General features: G+C 34.3%; 14 protein-coding genes and 3 pseudogenes. 11 read left to right on the forward strand and 6 right to left on the reverse strand.

The window, feature by feature from the left end:
- Positions 1-386: 386 nt before the first annotated feature.
- Positions 387-3,014: a pyruvate, phosphate dikinase gene (gene ppdK, locus ACE38P_RS07200; RefSeq protein ID WP_374699774.1), complete on the forward strand. Its 2,628-nt coding sequence runs from the start codon at positions 387-389 to the stop codon at positions 3,012-3,014.
- Between the two features lie 184 nt (positions 3,015-3,198).
- A pseudogene (locus ACE38P_RS07205) lies at positions 3,199-3,399 on the forward strand (hypothetical protein); the annotation flags it as partial.
- Between the two features lie 11 nt (positions 3,400-3,410).
- On the opposite strand, the gene tnpC (ACE38P_RS07210) reads toward ACE38P_RS07205, so the two are convergent.
- Positions 3,411-4,793: an IS66 family transposase gene (tnpC, locus tag ACE38P_RS07210; protein WP_374699286.1), complete on the reverse strand. Its 1,383-nt coding sequence runs from the start codon at positions 4,791-4,793 to the stop codon at positions 3,411-3,413.
- Between the two features lie 112 nt (positions 4,794-4,905).
- Between tnpC (ACE38P_RS07210) and ACE38P_RS07215 the strand changes: the two genes are divergently transcribed.
- Positions 4,906-6,060 carry a hypothetical protein gene (locus ACE38P_RS07215; protein WP_374699775.1) on the forward strand — a complete coding sequence of 385 codons (1,155 nt, stop codon included), beginning with the start codon at positions 4,906-4,908 and terminating at the stop codon, positions 6,058-6,060.
- Positions 6,061-6,317: 257 nt separating this feature from the next.
- Positions 6,318-7,352, forward strand: coding sequence for an efflux RND transporter periplasmic adaptor subunit (locus ACE38P_RS07220; RefSeq protein WP_374699776.1), 1,035 nt, complete (start codon positions 6,318-6,320; stop codon positions 7,350-7,352).
- Between the two features lie 50 nt (positions 7,353-7,402).
- On the opposite strand, the pseudogene ACE38P_RS07225 reads toward ACE38P_RS07220, so the two are convergent.
- The 4 genes and pseudogenes from ACE38P_RS07225 to ACE38P_RS07240 form a co-directional block, all read right to left on the reverse strand.
- A pseudogene (locus tag ACE38P_RS07225) lies at positions 7,403-8,223 on the reverse strand (IS630 family transposase).
- Positions 8,224-8,284: 61 nt separating this feature from the next.
- Positions 8,285-8,598 (reverse strand): annotated as a pseudogene (locus tag ACE38P_RS07230) (transposase); the annotation flags it as partial.
- 226 nt (positions 8,599-8,824) lie between these two features.
- On the reverse strand, positions 8,825-9,583 hold the full coding sequence (locus ACE38P_RS07235; protein WP_010401947.1) for a cell division protein FtsQ/DivIB: 759 nt from the start codon (positions 9,581-9,583) through the stop codon (positions 8,825-8,827).
- Positions 9,564-10,517, reverse strand: a complete 954-nt coding sequence (locus ACE38P_RS07240; protein ID WP_039833309.1) for a D-alanine--D-alanine ligase — start codon at positions 10,515-10,517, stop codon at positions 9,564-9,566. Before ACE38P_RS07240 ends, ACE38P_RS07235 begins: the two co-directional genes overlap by 20 nt.
- 449 nt (positions 10,518-10,966) lie before the next feature.
- Here ACE38P_RS07240 and ACE38P_RS07245 point away from each other — a divergent pair, with 449 nt between their 5' ends.
- Complete coding sequence (locus ACE38P_RS07245) at positions 10,967-11,290, forward strand: hypothetical protein (RefSeq protein ID WP_139686411.1); 324 nt, start codon at positions 10,967-10,969, stop codon at positions 11,288-11,290.
- Between the two features lie 459 nt (positions 11,291-11,749).
- On the opposite strand, the gene ACE38P_RS07250 is transcribed toward ACE38P_RS07245, so the two are convergent.
- Positions 11,750-12,124, reverse strand: coding sequence for a ferredoxin family protein (locus ACE38P_RS07250; RefSeq protein ID WP_010405211.1), 375 nt, complete (start codon positions 12,122-12,124; stop codon positions 11,750-11,752).
- A gap of 61 nt (positions 12,125-12,185) precedes the next feature.
- Here ACE38P_RS07250 and dprA point away from each other — a divergent pair, with 61 nt between their 5' ends.
- From dprA to tnpC (ACE38P_RS07280), 6 genes are all read left to right on the forward strand, one after another.
- Positions 12,186-13,262 (forward strand): DNA-processing protein DprA, encoded by a 1,077-nt coding sequence (gene dprA / locus ACE38P_RS07255; RefSeq protein WP_374699777.1) that lies wholly within the window; start codon positions 12,186-12,188, stop codon positions 13,260-13,262.
- A gap of 254 nt (positions 13,263-13,516) precedes the next feature.
- The gene (locus ACE38P_RS07260; protein ID WP_010405218.1) at positions 13,517-13,657 is read left to right on the forward strand and encodes a hypothetical protein; all 141 of its coding nucleotides are present in this window, start codon (positions 13,517-13,519) and stop codon (positions 13,655-13,657) included.
- Positions 13,658-13,894: 237 nt separating this feature from the next.
- Positions 13,895-14,014, forward strand: coding sequence for a hypothetical protein (locus ACE38P_RS07265; RefSeq protein WP_374699833.1), 120 nt, complete (start codon positions 13,895-13,897; stop codon positions 14,012-14,014).
- Positions 14,015-14,288: 274 nt separating this feature from the next.
- The gene (locus tag ACE38P_RS07270) at positions 14,289-14,609 is read left to right on the forward strand and encodes a transposase (protein WP_374699778.1); all 321 of its coding nucleotides are present in this window, start codon (positions 14,289-14,291) and stop codon (positions 14,607-14,609) included.
- Between the two features lie 33 nt (positions 14,610-14,642).
- Entirely contained in the window at positions 14,643-16,100 is a 1,458-nt protein-coding gene (locus ACE38P_RS07275; protein WP_374699293.1) for an IS4 family transposase, read from the forward strand.
- 223 nt (positions 16,101-16,323) lie between these two features.
- Complete coding sequence (gene tnpC, locus ACE38P_RS07280) at positions 16,324-17,706, forward strand: IS66 family transposase (protein ID WP_374699286.1); 1,383 nt, start codon at positions 16,324-16,326, stop codon at positions 17,704-17,706.
- Positions 17,707-17,719: the final 13 nt, after the last annotated feature.

Below are 17,719 nucleotides of genomic sequence, written 5' to 3' on the forward strand. Positions count from 1 at the left end.
TTATCAATTACAGTAATAAAATCAGCACCATGTGGATTCTTTTGCCTTTTTTTGATTGGTAAATTTCTTAACACTTATAGCTAAAGTAATTTAAGAGAGCCAGCGCGTGACTAGTTCTTATTACTTGATCAGTCTTCTGGATCCCAGTGTCTGGGCACTGGGATGACAGGAGTGTGAGATAAGGCTACATTCATACTCCAACAGGAATGACATCATAGAGGTCATTGAGATGACAGGAAAGAATACTTGAATGACAATAGGGACACTAGAATGAAAGGAAAAGAGGCTATTTAATTGTGCTGAATTTTACAAAATTTATTACTCCTGCCTGACAAATTTATTAGAATAGTATGTATAGTATGTTTATTAGTGAAAATCCGAAAAAAATGCAAGAAAAGTTAATATATTACTTTAGCCAAAGCAACTGTGAAGGTAATGCAGCAATGAGAAATCTACTAGGAGGGAAGGGAGCAAATCTGGCAGAGATGTGTAACATTGGCATTCCTGTTCCACCTGGTTTTACAATTTCCACTGCTGTTTGTCAGGCCTATTGTCAAGATAATGAATTGTCTTGTGATCTACGTAACGAGATAAAAAACTACATGGCGATGCTCGAAAGTGACATCGGTTGTAAATTCGGGGATTCAAATAATCCTTTATTAGTTTCCATACGCTCTGGTAGTGTGAATTCAATGCCGGGCATGCTTGATACTATTTTAAATGTTGGTCTAAATGATGAAACCGTTGTTGGGCTTGCAAAAAAAAGTGGCGAACGTTTTGCTTACGATAGCTACTGCCGTTTCATCATGATGTACTCCAATGTTGTACTACAGCTTGATCATCACCTATTTCAAGATGTTATTGATAATGAGCAGCAAAAGAGTGGAGCAAAAAGCTTAGCTGATCTTGATGTTAATGTTTTAAAGAAAATTGTTAATGATTTTAAAGAGATAGTATGTGAGAAAATAGGAAAAAATTTCCCGCAGAACGTTGAAGAGCAATTGTTAAACTCAGTTAATGCAGTATTTGCCTCTTGGAAAAATGATAGGGCTGTTTCCTATAGAAGAATACATAATATTCCTGAAAACCTTGGAACAGCGGTCAACGTGCAAGCAATGGTTTTTGGTAATTTAAATGATAATTCTGCAACCGGCGTGATATTTACACGTAATCCTTCAACTGGAGAAAAAAAGCTTTTTGGTGAGTTTTTAGTTAATGCTCAGGGTGAGGATGTGGTTTCTGGTGTTTATACTCCTATGCCAATTGACGGGGAGCAAGAAAGTACCATGGAGAAGTTGCTACCAAGTGTCTACCGAGAATTATGCGCGGTATGTGAAAAACTTGAAAGTCATAATAAGGACATGCAGGATATCGAATTTACTGTACAGGACGGTAAGTTATGGATTTTGCAGACTAGGTCTGGCAAGCGCACAGCCGAAGCTGCTATTCGCATAATAGTTGATATGGTAAACGAAGGAGTGATTACAAAAGAGGAAGGAATATTGAGAATTGATCCAAAAACTTTTGACAATTTATTGCATCCAGTTCTTGATGTTAAAATCGATCAAGAAGTAATAGGCAAAGGACTGCCAGCTTCTCCAGGTGTTGCTTCTGGATATGTAGTATTCAGTGCAAGTGATGCTGAAAAAGCTGCAGAGCAGGGTAAAAAAGTAATTTTGGTAAGATCAGAGACGAGCCCTGAAGATATTAATGGAATGAATGCTGCAAGTGGAATAGTAACAGCGCGAGGAGGTATGACCTCGCATGCCGCTGTTGTAACTCGTGGAATGGGTAAACCATGCATTTGTAGTCTAAATGGACTTTATATTGATAAAGATGAAAAATTTCTTTCTATGGGGGATATAAAAGTAAATAAAGGTGAATCAATCACCATCAATGGAGGAACAGGAGAGGTTATGCTTGGTATTCTTCCTACAATTTTGCCTGAATTATCTCAAGAATTCAAAACGATAATTAACTGGGTAGATGAAATCAAAACAGTGAAGGTGAGAGCGAATGCTGATACTCCAAAAGATGCAAAAATTGCAAAAGAATTCGGTTCAGAAGGTATAGGATTATGTCGCACAGAACATATGTTTTTTGCTAGTGATAGAATCGAATTCATTCAAAAGTTGATAATAGCTGATGATGAAAATGAAAGGACAAATGCATTAAATAAACTCGAAGAAATGCAAAAGTCTGATTTCAAAGAAATATTTTCTATTATGGAGGGCAGGGAGGTTACTATACGTTTACTTGATCCACCTCTACATGAGTTTTTGCCCCACAATCAATCTATTATAGAGAAAATTGCCAAATCACTGAATAAGTCAGTTGAATCAGTAAAAAATAAAATAGCACAGTTATCAGAAAAAAATCCAATGCTTGGCCATCGAGGTTGTAGACTTGCTATTTCTCATCCTGAAATATATAAAATGCAGATTAGGGCAATACTCAGTGCTGCAAGTGAATTAAGGAAAGAAAAGAAGATAGAAGTGAAACCTGAAATCATGATTCCTTTTATCATGAGTGAGAAAGAGTTTATTCTGATATGCGAGTTAATAAAGAAAGAAGCCGAAAATTTCGATGTGAACTATTCAATTGGAACGATGATAGAACTGCCAAGAGCAGCACTTATTGCTGACAAACTCGCAAAACACGCAGAATTTTTTAGTTTTGGCACTAATGATTTAACACAAACAACTATGGGACTTTCACGAGATGATTCAGTTAATTTTCTCGATTCTTATAAGGAAAGCAACATATTCAAAAACGATCCCTTTGAGGTGCTAGATGTCGAAGGGGTAGGGGAATTAATCAGAATAGCTATCGAAAGGGGCAAAAAAACCAGAAAAGAAATTAAACTTGGTATATGTGGAGAGCATGGAGCGAATCCACAGTCCATAGAGTTTTTCATCAAATCAGGGGTTGATTATGTGTCATGCTCGCCTTATAGAGTACTGGTTGCAAAATTAGTGGCAGCACAGCTTAGCATAAGTTTGTTGGGTAAATAGCGATAACTAACTGTGCGAACATAGATTCCGCTAACAAGTAGCGGAATGATGATTTTTCAAATTGTCGATAAATCTAAGTCAGTTTAGCTATTTTGCTGCTGCTTTTTCTTTTCTTAATATCTTAAGAAAGATTGACTTTTTGTCTAAAATAATATAGGATAAAATAATAGTGAGTGAGGTAAAAATGTCAATATCAAAAGAACGTAAGGAATATTTACTAGAAAAGTTTAAATATGCTGCCAAAGAATTTGGCAAGTCTGGTACAAAGTCCAATCATCTAGCAGTACCAAAGGAACAGCAACTCTCTATTGATTTAGGTAATAGAAAAGTTTTTGGTATCATAAATAAGATTCTGTATTGGATAGAGAATAATTTGTATCCGTTCAGCAGAGTGGTTTAAGAAACGATAGATAGAAGATTGTGAAAAGGGTTTAGCCTCCTCTGTTTCCATGTTAAGTATAACGAAATTATTTGCTCAAGGAATGAGTTTCCTCGTTCTGATTGTGTAAAATATGAATTTTTGCGATAAACGACATAATGCCGTATTTGCCGTTCAGCGTGATTATTTGTCAGCGGAGTATTTTCTGGGTCATCTAAAAATTTCCACATCATTCTTTCAGATTTCAAAATATTCTTTGCAACTCGAGACGCTCCAATTGCTTCAGGTAAGCGAGATATTTCCTTCAAATAATACCTTGTACGTTTTCGCAATTTCTTGGCACGTCTAATAAATCTTGAAACATCTATCTCATTTTTTAGTAAAGCTTTTTTCAGTGCAAATAACTCAGTGGCTACATTTCTCAAGTAACAGCCCAGAACTTTAACTTCAAATTTCCAACTATGCGCTAATCTTTCAAAATCCCTTGCTAAGTGTGCCCAACAGATTTGCCTTCTTTCATCAGCAAAGTAGTTGTATGCTGCATATCTGTCGGTTACTACCAAGCTATTACGATTGCAGCATACACTATTTTTTAAAACTTTCATTCCCCTTGACTCTGTCAACTTCACAAAACTTGCCGTATTGCTTGCAAACATCCAACACCAAGCGAGTTTACCTTTGTTATAATGGCTCGTTTCATCAATATGTAGAACTTTACTCCTACTTATCTCTTGTTCGATCTGCTCATACATTTTTTTGCATTTTGAAGCAACTCTATGTTCACTATTTGATATGCTACCGACGCTTATGTTCAAATTGAAGATATCATTTATGATGCTAGCTACTTCGCGCTTTGAATTTTTATAAAACCCACTGAGTGCTGCAACTACTGACTTAACCCTTGGGCCAAATGTATCTGGCGTAACACCCTCTGGTAACTTGCTACTTCTTCTTTTTCCGCATCTCTGACAACGGCCATGTTCCAACTGATATTCCATTACATAAGCCTTAATCTCCGGAAGATCTACTTTCTGATGAATATAAGGTTTTTCGCATATTGCAATCTTCCCTCCGCATTCGCAAGTAGGTGACAACTCTATCTTTATCACCTCATCTGCTTCCATTTTAGCACGATAATTACCCTTATGCCCAACTTGACCACCAATCTTTCTTTCGCTTTTTGGCTTTTCCTTTTTCATTTTGTATAATTCTTTTGAATTGGGAATTGATGAGTTTTTTGAATTTAAACCTAGCCTTTCCTTTAATTCAGCGTTCTCTATCTTTAAAGCCTCATGCTCTGCTTTTAAACTTTCATTCTCTCTTTCCAATCTTTCTATTTTTGCTTCTAACTTTTCTATTTTTTGCTGTAAATTTTTGCAGAGTTCTAAAAGGTTTACCATATTACCTCATATTTACCCTATGATTATCTTTATTATCTTGCTTTGTCTACCTTATTTTGCCGCTCTGCTGAACGGACACAATAATTTTACTTATTTTTTTCCACGATATAATTTGTTTCCAGAAGTTGGAGTTGAAGGAAGAAAAATTCCTGGAACTAATACAAGGGTTAAGTATTTTAACTCTGATGAACAATTTGATCAAAGAAAATTTATTGGCGAGCAAGATGGGGAACTTAAGTTATACAACTTAGAGGGCAAATTATATGATACAACTGATAAAATTAGTAAGGGTAAAAAAGGTTGTGTAGCTTATGTTATCACGCTTGATGGAAAATTAGTAACTCATGAACATATTAATGTTAACAAAAGCGAATGGGCTTATCGTCATTCAACTCTTGCAGGCGGTAAGCCGATTTTATGTTCTGGTTTAATGAAAGTGGTAAATGGTAAAATAACTTATATAGACAATAATAGCAGGCATTATAAACCAGAATCAGCAAACTTATACAATGCAGTGAAAAAGTTAGAAGGTCTATTTTCGAAAGATGCGAAAGTTGTTTGCTTACCATATTGGATTAGCTTGAAAAAACAAATTCCGCTTACACGCAAAATTAATCTAGCCAAACGAGAGCCAGTAGAGGAATTCTTGAAAAGGATGGAGAAAAAAGGGAAAGATGGATTGACTCAATATGAAAGACATTTTGAAAAGATAAAGAAATTTAATGAGCAATATGAACAAAAATTGCTTCTTGCAAACTATAAGTCACCTACAAATGAACTGTCCTACAAACCAACTATACATAAAAAACACAGATTGAAATACTCTGAATATATTAACTTACACCTTAATTTTTTGAAAGAGTTTGATGAAAGTCCTGAAGTGCAAAAAATAGCAATAGAACATTCAATAAGAAGGGTTATTGGAGCAAATTATGGCCATAAGCCTACAGTTGCGCTTGCTAAGGCACAGGTAATAGATAAAGATGGAAAGCTGCAAGAAACGGACGAAATAGTAGGTATAAATGTTGCTTTTCACCATGAGAATGATCGTGATGGCTTTGCTAAACTTCTAGATTTTAAAAAGTATAGCTATATTTGCGAACCTCATTTGCAAGATAAAAAAAATAGAGCAGATATGGAAAAATTAATGCCCAATAAACATACAGTTTTTATGAGTACAGACCAGGATAATAAATTTATAAAGGGCACTTTACAAATTAAAATTGATAGTGTTGAGCAATTGGGTGTTGGTTTAGTGATGGGCTAAAGCTCTGTTTAAATATATATTTAGTTTTGTTACAATATTCTTATTTTCATCATATAATATGATGAAAATTTTATGCACAACTTTTTTATTTGATTAAAAATTGCATTTTTGCAATAAAAACTTATTTATTGTAAGAAAACTTGCTCATATAAAACTATTTATAGAGTGACAATAGCTGTGTTATACTTACACTTCTGATTCGAAAACTTATGCAGTTATTTCTAACAAGATTGGTCAATAAATTTTACTGTTTAAGGATGAGAAACAAAGTAATCATCGGTTCTGGTATTGCTCTTATTCTACTGTTTTTTATCAACAGTACATTTTTAAAAAAAGATCAGGCAGTTCATAGTGATAATCCAATTAGTAGTTTTTCAGTAAAAACTCAGGATTATACTCCACAAAATCGCACTGTATATTTAAATTTTTCTGGTACGGTAAATCCCTTGCATAGGGTCAGCCTTGTCTCAAGAACAAGTGGTCAAGTTATTGCTATTTATTTGTCTGATGGTGAAAAAGTAAAAAGAGGCGATGTAATTTTAAAGATAGAAGATTATGACAGAGTTGCACAAGTTGAGAAAGCCAAAGCTTTATTAAATCAGCGTGAAATTGAGTATGATTCCTCTCGAAAATTGAATAAAAAAGGCTATGGAGCACAGATAAGAGTGGAATCAGCTTTTACTGCATTGCAGAGTGCAAAAGCTGACCTAAAAAGGCTAGAATTGGATTTAGAAAACACTGCGATTAAATCTCCTATTGATGGTTATATAGATAAGATCAACGTAAATGAAGGGGATTTTGTTAATCTTGGACATAAGATAACTGACATAGTTAATTTTGATCAGGTTCTTGTGGTGTTATATGTTTCAGAAAATGAAGTAAATAAAATAAAGCTAGGTAGCACAGCGCAAATTAATTTGCTAGACGGAAGGGAATTAGTAGGTGAAGTGAGTTTTATTAGTAAAATTGCTGAGCCTAAAACTGGATCTTATAGAGTGGAGGTAAAGGTAACTGATAATGAGATTATATCTTTGCAAGGACTGACTGCTAGTGTAAGCCTCCCTTCAGGTGAAAGATTTGCATATAAAATTCCTTCTTCGGCCTTAAGCTTAAGTGACGATGGTGTTCTTGGAATAAAGATTGTTGATGACAATAATTATGTAGTATTTACACCAATAGAAATTGTTGATCATGAAAACGATGGTGTTTGGGTGGTGGTAAATAACGAAGATAAGCCTATAAAGTTAATAACATTGGGCCATCTATTTGTTAAGCCTGGTGATAAGGTTTAAGACATAACTTCAGTGTCAGTTATAGCCCTTCCCATAATAGTCCAAAAAGGTCATAAGAAAGAAGAATCGACAGCATGACGAAAAGATTTGAATAAAGGAATGTTTTTCCTGGTTCTGTTTTTTATAGCAAACCAATAATGTTCAATTTTGTTAAAATCTGGAGAATATGGAGGAAGATATAAAATTTCTGCACCAACTCCTTTAGCAAATCTTATTAGACTTATGAAAAGTAGCATTATCAAGGATAACAGTTTGTCCAGGTTCCAAAATCGGTGTCAGAAACTGCTCAAACCATTTATTAAAGATATCCATATTGCAGTGGCCTTCAAAGGTTAACGGAGCAATTATTTTTCTTCCACTTAAGGCTGCAACCATGCTAATTCGTTGAGTTTTCTTCCCAGATTTTAGGGCATAAAACCGCTGTCCTTTCTGGCAATACTCATAGGTTCAGTGTCCAGACTCATCTATATACACTAATTCTTTAGGTTCTTTTGTTGCTATAACCTTTGAAAATTGAGCTCGCTTTTCTTCATTTCTTTCTTTATATCCGTAGGTCTTTTTTTTCTTGTGAATCCTATATTTTTAAGTGCTCGATGAATTGTTTGTCTACTAATATTGCCCCAGCATCTCTGACTGAGTTTTGCCACCTTGCTCATTTGCAAATTCGGCAAATGCATTCCAGTCGGTAATTTTATGCCACGCTTCCAGGCTTTTTTGACTGAAAATCTCCCGTTTTCTCACGTCTTTTCTTCCACTCATATAAAGTTGTTTTTCCGATCTTAAATCTCTTGGCAACAGTTTCTCCACTCTCTCCTTCATCCAATGCTTCCATTACCTTTTTTCTTAAGTCATAACTATATGCTATTGGCATCCTTACCTTCCACTACTATCAATCCATCTTACTCTTTTTGGACTATTATGAGAAGGGCTATACTTAAAACCTTTGCTTCAAGTTCGGTTGTTTGCCTTTTTCTGACTACTTGTGGCTCGAAACTTCCTTCTCTATCTCTTGGTGTCAATAGTTCAAATACTTGTCCGTAAAGTCTTTGAATTTCTTCGGTTGTTTTCTTCGCTTTCAGCCGACAAATGGTTTTCTATCTCGCCTTCCCTCTAGCAGTTTTTTTATAAATGGTGTTAATGCTCCATCTCTTCCTGTCAATGGTCTTCCTTCTCGTATAGATGATAAGATATTTGTTTCTAATTCTTTATAGTCTACCAAACCGGTAGTTGTGTTTGCTTGACTCATTGTCAAACCTCCATTTTTTTATCAATTTATTACTTTACTTCTCGGTTTGACACAGTTTATTTAACACTCCCCTTTTTGTTTAGTAATGGTTAATGCTTCCTTCTATAATGCAAAATCCATACTCACCCAACCCAATCAATTACTTGCAATCTGGATTCCAGTTTTAAGCTACTCGTATGACAGAGAAAGGGCTAATTGCATGAAATGAAAAGGAGCACCGAGCAGATCACTTCTTCACAAAGATCTTATCAGCAACACGCATATCAATTATGCTCCAATTGCTAAAAGTAAAGTCGGTTGTATTTTGCAAGTGGCTTAAATAATCCCATGCGCTATAAGGATTATCTTCAGGCAATTTTACTGTGGCACTGTTATCGAGTATGATATTCCATCTTCTATTGCCTACATAAACACAAGAAGAAATATGATCACTTAATTGAGTTTTCCTCTCTAGTATATCTTTAATGAATTTTAGGCTTGATAACGAATTTTGTCCTTTGATTATAACGAGGTTATCTATCTGGTAATCATCTACGATTACTTTACCTTCAGAGTCAATTACTGAAGTTCTGTTATCATCTTTCCAAAGAGCAAAAGGTTTGTGTTCATTTACATCAATGCGTAAGGTGTTGGGTAAAATCCTATAAATTCTTACATGTTTTATCCATTCGCTTACAGATTGTATATTATCTGTTAGTTTTGAGAGTGATACATACATGATAGGTTGTGTTCTATCTACTAAACTTAGAATGTCCTGTTCATTTGTAAATTTGTTTCCAGTAACGGTTACTTTGTCGATTGAAAATCCATTGCTAATTAATAAGCTCGATAAGCGATCGTTACACCAAGTAAAGTAGTAATTGAATCGATTTGTTATTTTATCAAGTGAACTATAAAGTACTAGTGTAAGGAAAAGTGCAGTTATAATCATGAAAGCACACTTGCGCAAAAAACTCCTTTGACTTCTAGTAACATTGTTCAACATCGGCTTGATCTCTAATATTCTTGTGGTGTAAACTGTCTTTGACAATAATTTTAATTAATTCATTAAAATCAATTCCTTTTGTCAATTTTGCAATTTCTGGTACTAACGATAATTCAGTAAAGCCAGGATGTGTATTAATCTCAAGCATTTTTAAAGTGTTATTTTGGGGATTATAACGGAAGTCTGAGCGGGAAACAGTTTTGCATCCTAAAAATTGATGAACTTTTAGTGCGTGTTCCAAGGTCATTCTATATATGTTGTCAGGAATTTTAGCAGGAAATATATGTTCTGCAAATCCATCTGTATACTTTGCTTCATAATCATAGAATTTATTTTTTGGTCGTATTTCCATAGTGCCAATTGCTTCATTCAGCAACACAGCAGTATGTAACTCTATACCCGGTATGTATTCTTCTATGATCATCTTTTCCATTATAGTAGAACTGTTATTTTTCAGCTCTAAGTAATCCTCATGTGAGAAAATCATGTGTACTCCAATGCTTGAGCCTTCGTTAATCGGTTTTAAGACGTACGGATAATCAACTTTAATATTATTTTTTAGCACATCTTCTCGACTAATTACATAACCTCTTGGAGTGTCGATATTAAGAGAATGGAATATATGCTTTGACATCACTTTATTCATAGCAACAGCCGAAGCCATAACTTCTGAGTGTGTATATTTTATACCTAAAATCTCCAGTAAACCTTGAATACAGCCATCTTCACCATAAGGTCCATGTAGAGCAATAAAAGCAAGAGCGGGATTAGTTTTTTTAAGCTTTTGAGCAATGTTGCTATCAACATCTATTTCTATTGCATTATATGAAAGGCTATCAAGCGCCTTCTTTACTGCTTTTCCGCTCATAAGCGATATTTCTCTTTCGCAAGAAAATCCACCACTTAAAATTGCTATAGTTGGAACCATAAGCACCCTAATATTTTGCTATATATCATATATAAAAGATACTTTTATCTTCAATAGAAAAAACGCTTTGAAAAATTCCACAGCTGTACAGATATTGCAATTTGCAGGTGGCAAGTAGTTTTATGTAAACTGGTTCCTTTGTGATCAGACACCAGATTGCAAGTAATACATTGGGTTTTGCATTATAGAATAGGGTTATTGCAAAACATATTTCCTTCAAACGTAAATGGTGTCCCTATATCCTATTGTAACGATAGTTACTTCATGTTTTTGGTGTCCGTATAATACACATCGCCAACTCTTAGTCTTCTAAACCCTTTAAAGCTATGGTGCAAGATTCACTGAATCAACTGTAAGACGTTCCTGTATTGCTTTATTTACTTTTGATTCCATATTTAATATAGTATTAATACTTTTATACTATATTAAATATAATATTAATTAAGGAGAATATTATGTCAGAAAAAGATAATAATCAATGTTCATTAAGTGAAGTTTGTATTAAATCAATCACTGGACCGTTATGGGGAGCGCATTATAACTCAAAGAAGACAATTGAAACAATTAAAGAAGATTTCAAGAATCTAAGCAATAATATTCATTTAACCAATACCAAGTTATGGGGAGAGTATGGTAATTTAAAGAAGACAATTGAAACAATTCAAAAAGATTTCGAGAATCTGAACAATGAACTTAAACCAGACAATATTGATAGTAATATATCATCTGCTGATATATTTTCTGATGAAACGCACATTTACGATTCAATGTCTATTTAACCAAAAAGATGTGAGGCTTCTTTTGTACTCTCTATTTATTCTGAACTTTTCAATAAAGTAATAAACGTATCTGAAAAGTAATTATGCTAATATAAATATTACAATTTTATTAACACATAAATGCTACCGTGGAGTTAGTTTTTTAATTTAGGAGTATATTATGGTTATGTCTACACAAAACTCGAATTCATTAACGTTTCAGGCACGCAACCTATCTCATATTTGCCATAAAAACTGTGAAGAGGCGTTCAATGAAACAGACAAACCTCTGTGCAAGGCTAGATGTGATACTTTCTTTCCAGTGCCTGAACTTCGTTCACAAATTAGTGAGAAATTAATAGACATTGCAAACAATCTCCGTTTTGAGAGTGCACAATTATCGTCTATGGCAGATGAAATAGATGCTTACAATTCAATGTCTATTTAATCAAAAAAGTGTGAGTCCACTTTCGTACTCTATTACCCTAAATTTTCGTCAAAATAAGCTGTTTTATCCTTTTTTTCTTTATACTCTTCTGCTGTATCTAGGGGTTGCTTTTTAGCTGTGACATTTGGCCACTTTTGCGAATATTCTACATTTATGTTGTAAAATGATTTAAAGATTTTTTGTTCATTGTTCAGTAAGCCTTCATCTAGCTCTAGAATATCTTTTATGGAATCATCAGTTACAATTGCATCTACTGGACATTCAGGTATACACACTCCACAATCAATACACTCATCTGGGTTAATCACGAGCATATTTTTACCTTCATAAAAGCAGTCAACGGGACATACTTCTACACAGTCCGTATATTTACATTTTATGCATTTATCTGTAACAAAATGCGTCATAAAATACTGTATATTTGCATTATCTTGGGTACACTAAACTGATAAGAAATTCAAGCCTTTTATGAAGATAAATAAATTAAATAACGAAGAATTAGAAATATGGCTAAGCTTGGCTAGAACTGTGGGACCAGTAAAGTTTTTTAGTATACTAAGAGCATGTGGCTCACTAGATGAAGTGCTTAAGTATCTTAATGAATTGGCTAACAAGGATTATGGAATTAAAAATGTACAAGAAGAAATTAAGAATGCAGAAAAAATTGGAGCCAAAATAATACCAGCATGTGATCCAGATTACCCTGACATTTTAAGGAATATACCGAGTTGTCCTCCTGTAATAACTACACTTGGTGATATATCATTGTTAAGCCGTGAGATAATTGCAATAATCGGTGGACGTAATTCTTCAATCAATGGAAGAAATTTTGCCAATAAGTTGGCACTTGATTTAAGCGAAGTTGGTTTCATCGTAATTTCTGGACTTGCAAGAGGGATCGATACTGCAGCAAACAGTGTAATATACAAAAATCACCCAACCATTGCTGTCACAGCAAGCGGAATTGACGTAATATACCCAAGAGAAAATTTTGATCTATACAAAAGAATCACTGAAAATGGCGGGTTAGTAATTACCGAGCTTCCATTTGCTACTAAACCAAAGCCTCAGTATTTTCCCCAAAGAAACCGAATTATATCTGGCCTTTCACTCGGTGTTGTGGTAATTGAAGCATCAAAAAAGTCTGGTTCTCTCATCACAGCAGATTTTGCTTTGAATCAAGGAAGAGAGGTGTTTGCAGTTTCTGGTTTCCCTTTAGATTCACGCTGTAGTGGTAGTAATTATTTAATTAAGAACGGCGCTAAACTTGTTGAATCCGCTGATGATATAGTAGAGAGCGTGAGATTTAGTTTACCTCTTCAGCAAAAAAATCTATTTGATACCGTTGCTGACCAAAAACAAGAAAAATTACAACAGGCAAAATCTGTTATAGTTGATCATATTAACTCTGTACCTGTTGATATAGATGAACTTATATTAGCAAGCGGACTTTCTACCAACATAGCTCTAATGGCTCTTTTGGAACTAGAGACGGAAAATAAAATAGAGCGTTTGCCGGGGAATAAAATATCATTAATTTTCTAGATTGCTTTAGTTATAAATCCACAACCGTACAAACATTATGATTTGAGTCCACCAAGAAAGATGTCATTCCAGCGTGTGACGCTGGCTTTCCGTAATCTCACTAAAAACGTTGTATTTTTACATAACTTTTATACTTACTAACTTAATATATAATCAGAATTCCTAGATTCCAGACTCATGCATCAATAGACCTGCTGCAAAAGGTAATGATAAAATGATGGAAGAGGAATAAGCAGATAGAGTAAGGTAAAAAAATGAGCTTTAGTTACTACAATATAAAGAAACACCCAAGAAATTTTCGTAATATAACAGGCTTAACTGTAGAAGAATTTGAAAAGGTGATAGAAAAAGTGGGGAACGTTCAAAAAAGTGTGTCAAGCCGAAAAGAAAAGTAATAAATTGATATAAAAAATGGAGGTTTGAAATGAGTCAAGCAAATAGAACTACCGGATTAGTAGACTATAAAGAACTAGAATCAAATATTTTATCATCTATAGCTAACCCAAGAAAGGTTTAGCTATATGGCAAAATTGGTTAGAATGGTATAATAAGTAATGAGAAAGAAGAAGATGCCAAGTCCATATAGTGAGGATCTGAAAGAACGTGTTCTCAAAGGAGTCGATAAAAAAACAATGACGATAAAAAAAATCAGTCAAATATTCAAAGTGAGCATAAAACCAATATATTTGTGGAGGAAAAGGAAAAAAGAAACAGAAACCATCTTCAGGCTATCACAAAGGATATGGCCATAAGATTAAAGATATGGATAGATTTATCAAATTTCTGAATGGAAATCAGGATATTAGAATTGAAAAGATAATTGAAGAATTTGGTAATATGTGTAGAAGCACAGTATATAACTACCTTAGCAAAGTAAACTATACATATAAAAAAAACTTTTCTTTATCGAGAAAGAGATAAAGAGAAACGCAAAGAGTTCATAAAAAAAGTAGAAGAAATAAATAAAGGAAACTTGATATACATAGATGAGTCTGGAATAGAGGACAATGAATTTTATGAATATGGGTGGTCTCAAAGAGGAAAGAGGTTATTTGCCCAGGGTTTAAAAGAAAGAGGGTAAGCATAATTGGAGCACTGAATGAAGGAAAAGTTAAAGCATCATGGATAATTGATGGCTACTGCAACAGGGAGATTTTTGATGCTTATGTAGAAAATGTACTTGTTCCTGTATTTAAACCTGGACAGACTATTGTTCTCGACAATGCGAGTTTTTATAAATCTGCAAGGACGAAAAATTTGATAGAAAATATTGGGTGTAAAATTTTGTTCTTGCCTCCATACTCGCCAGATTTAAATCCTCACTTTTACCCACAAATAAAAAAGTGAGTAAAATGGATACCAAATAAATTTGGGATTAAAATGAGTGAAGTAAGTACAAATGTGCAATATACTGATGGCTTAGGGGATAAATGGCTGGAAAGAGAGTTAAAACACGTTAATTTAGGAGATACAAGACTTAATAAGAGACTTATTAAAACAGGCTATTGTATAGAGGGTAAGGCGTCTGGATCAATTAATCAAAGCTGTAGTGGATGGAAAGAAGCTAAGGGTGCATACAGATTATTTAGCAATGAAAAGCTTAAGGATAAGGAAATTTATTCTTCCCATTACAAAGAAACTATGGAGAGAATGAAAGGAAATCAGTTTGTTTTTTCAGTTCAAGATACAAGTTATTTGGATTTTGACTCTCATATAAAAACTAAGAGGCTAGGTAGTATTTCTAAAGCTTATACGAAGCATAAAATGGGTTTACTGTTGCACAGTGCCTTAATAGTCAGCAAAGACGGATTGCCTTTAGGTCTATCTTCTCAACAATGTTGGGCACGTTCTATTAGGGAAAAAGAAACGTCACAAGAAAAAGCAAACAGGAAATACCGTACCTCCATAGAAGAAAAAGAAAGTTATAAGTGGATAACAGCTCTCAAAGAAAGCATAAACAACCTTCCTGCAAATGTACAACTTGTTACCCTTGGTGATAGAGAGGCAGATATCTTCAAATTTTTATGGATCACTGAGACATTAGGTAGTTTTTATGTAATCCGTAATCGAACTAATAGAAGATTTATCTGTACTGAAATTGGAAAAACAGATTTGCAAACACGCATCACTCAACTGCCAGTAAAGAAGAAAATTTCTCTAGAAGTTAATAAAGGTGGAAACCAAAGATCAAGGAAAGCTAATATTGAAGTTAAGTATATGAAAGGCTATATACCTATCAGATCTTCTTCAATTTATGGATCAAAAGACACAGTGCATAAAATAAGTGATAAAATCCCTGTATATGTGGTAAGTGCAAAAGAAACAAATCCTCCTGAAGGATTGGAAGCTATTGATTGGACTTTGCTGACTAATGTACCAGTTAATAGCACTTTAGATGCTATAGAAAGGATAAATTGGTATAAGCTAAGATGGAAAATTGAGGAGTATTTCAGGGTTTTAAAATCAGGATGTAAAATAGAAAGCTCTCGTTTAACTACAAAGGAAAGGCTACAGAAATTAATTGCTATAAAGAGCATTATTGCATTTAAAATTTTATATTTAACAAAAGTCGCTTTATCAAATCCCATGGAAACCTGTACTAAAATTTTAAGCAACGAAGAGTGGAAGGCCCTTTTCATACGTGAGCATAAAGTAGCTACATTGCCAGAAGAACCTCCAAACATAAAACAAGCTATTATTTGGTTAGGAAAATTAGGTGGATTTATGAATAGAAAAAGTGATAATTTACCAGGGGCTATGACTCTATGGCGGGGCTATGAAAATCTTAAGGAGAGCATAGTTATGCTTCACATCATGACCTCTCAAAATTGTGGGTAAAAGTGAGATTTAAATCCGATTGAGAAGTTCTGATCAAGCACGCCATAAGAAAGGCTCTACAAACCTTTTGGCCCAATATTAATTCGGCTATTGATTTTGTTTTTCAGTGCTCGGGCAAATCTTACTTCGGTTAGCTATAGCAGCGTGTCCGTTCAGCAGAGCGGCAAAATAAGGTAGACAAAGCAAGATAATAAAGATAATCATAGGGTAAATATGAGGTAATATGGTAAACCTTTTAGAACTCTGCAAAAATTTACAGCAAAAAATAGAAAAGTTAGAAGCAAAAATAGAAAGATTGGAAAGAGAGAATGAAAGTTTAAAAGCAGAGCATGAGGCTTTAAAGATAGAGAACGCTGAATTAAAGGAAAGGCTAGGTTTAAATTCAAAAAACTCATCAATTCCCAATTCAAAAGAATTATACAAAATGAAAAAGGAAAAGCCAAAAAGCGAAAGAAAGATTGGTGGTCAAGTTGGGCATAAGGGTAATTATCGTGCTAAAATGGAAGCAGATGAGGTGATAAAGATAGAGTTGTCACCTACTTGCGAATGCGGAGGGAAGATTGCAATATGCGAAAAACCTTATATTCATCAGAAAGTAGATCTTCCGGAGATTAAGGCTTATGTAATGGAATATCAGTTGGAACATGGCCGTTGTCAGAGATGCGGAAAAAGAAGAAGTAGCAAGTTACCAGAGGGTGTTACGCCAGATACATTTGGCCCAAGGGTTAAGTCAGTAGTTGCAGCACTCAGTGGGTTTTATAAAAATTCAAAGCGCGAAGTAGCTAGCATCATAAATGATATCTTCAATTTGAACATAAGCGTCGGTAGCATATCAAATAGTGAACATAGAGTTGCTTCAAAATGCAAAAAAATGTATGAGCAGATCGAACAAGAGATAAGTAGGAGTAAAGTTCTACATATTGATGAAACGAGCCATTATAACAAAGGTAAACTCGCTTGGTGTTGGATGTTTGCAAGCAATACGGCAAGTTTTGTGAAGTTGACAGAGTCAAGGGGAATGAAAGTTTTAAAAAATAGTGTATGCTGCAATCGTAATAGCTTGGTAGTAACCGACAGATATGCAGCATACAACTACTTTGCTGATGAAAGAAGGCAAATCTGTTGGGCACACTTAGCAAGGGATTTTGAAAGATTAGCGCATAGTTGGAAATTTGAAGTTAAAGTTCTGGGCTGTTACTTGAGAAATGTAGCCACTGAGTTATTTGCACTGAAAAAAGCTTTACTAAAAAATGAGATAGATGTTTCAAGATTTATTAGACGTGCCAAGAAATTGCGAAAACGTACAAGGTATTATTTGAAGGAAATATCTCGCTTACCTGAAGCAATTGGAGCGTCTCGAGTTGCAAAGAATATTTTGAAATCTGAAAGAATGATGTGGAAATTTTTAGATGACCCAGAAAATACTCCGCTGACAAATAATCACGCTGAACGGCAAATACGGCATTATGTCGTTTATCGCAAAAATTCATATTTTACACAATCAGAACGAGGAAACTCATTCCTTGAGCAAATAATTTCGTTATACTTAACATGGAAACAGAGGAGGCTAAACCCTTTTCACAATCTTCTATCTATCGTTTCTTAAACCACTCTGCTGA

It is taken from the genome of Wolbachia endosymbiont (group A) of Limnophora tigrina, from assembly GCF_964263225.1.
Taxonomy (GTDB): Bacteria; Pseudomonadota; Alphaproteobacteria; order Rickettsiales; family Anaplasmataceae; genus Wolbachia.

Excerpts from the sequence above, each read along its gene's own strand:
- ppdK (WP_374699774.1), top strand. The coding sequence starts at position 387 with ATGCAAGAAAAGTTAATATATTACTTTAGCCAAAGCAACTGTGAAGGT.
- tnpC (WP_374699286.1), bottom strand. The coding sequence starts at position 4,793 with ATGGTAAACCTTTTAGAACTCTGCAAAAATTTACAGCAAAAAATAGAA.
- ACE38P_RS07220 (WP_374699776.1), top strand. The coding sequence starts at position 6,318 with ATGAGAAACAAAGTAATCATCGGTTCTGGTATTGCTCTTATTCTACTG.
- ACE38P_RS07235 (WP_010401947.1), bottom strand. The coding sequence starts at position 9,583 with ATGTTGAACAATGTTACTAGAAGTCAAAGGAGTTTTTTGCGCAAGTGT.
- ACE38P_RS07245 (WP_139686411.1), top strand. The coding sequence starts at position 10,967 with ATGTCAGAAAAAGATAATAATCAATGTTCATTAAGTGAAGTTTGTATT.
- ACE38P_RS07250 (WP_010405211.1), bottom strand. The coding sequence starts at position 12,124 with ATGACGCATTTTGTTACAGATAAATGCATAAAATGTAAATATACGGAC.
- dprA (WP_374699777.1), top strand. The coding sequence starts at position 12,186 with ATGAAGATAAATAAATTAAATAACGAAGAATTAGAAATATGGCTAAGC.
- ACE38P_RS07260 (WP_010405218.1), top strand. The coding sequence starts at position 13,517 with ATGAGCTTTAGTTACTACAATATAAAGAAACACCCAAGAAATTTTCGT.
- ACE38P_RS07265 (WP_374699833.1), top strand. The coding sequence starts at position 13,895 with ATGACGATAAAAAAAATCAGTCAAATATTCAAAGTGAGCATAAAACCA.
- ACE38P_RS07275 (WP_374699293.1), top strand. The coding sequence starts at position 14,643 with ATGAGTGAAGTAAGTACAAATGTGCAATATACTGATGGCTTAGGGGAT.
- tnpC (WP_374699286.1), top strand. The coding sequence starts at position 16,324 with ATGGTAAACCTTTTAGAACTCTGCAAAAATTTACAGCAAAAAATAGAA.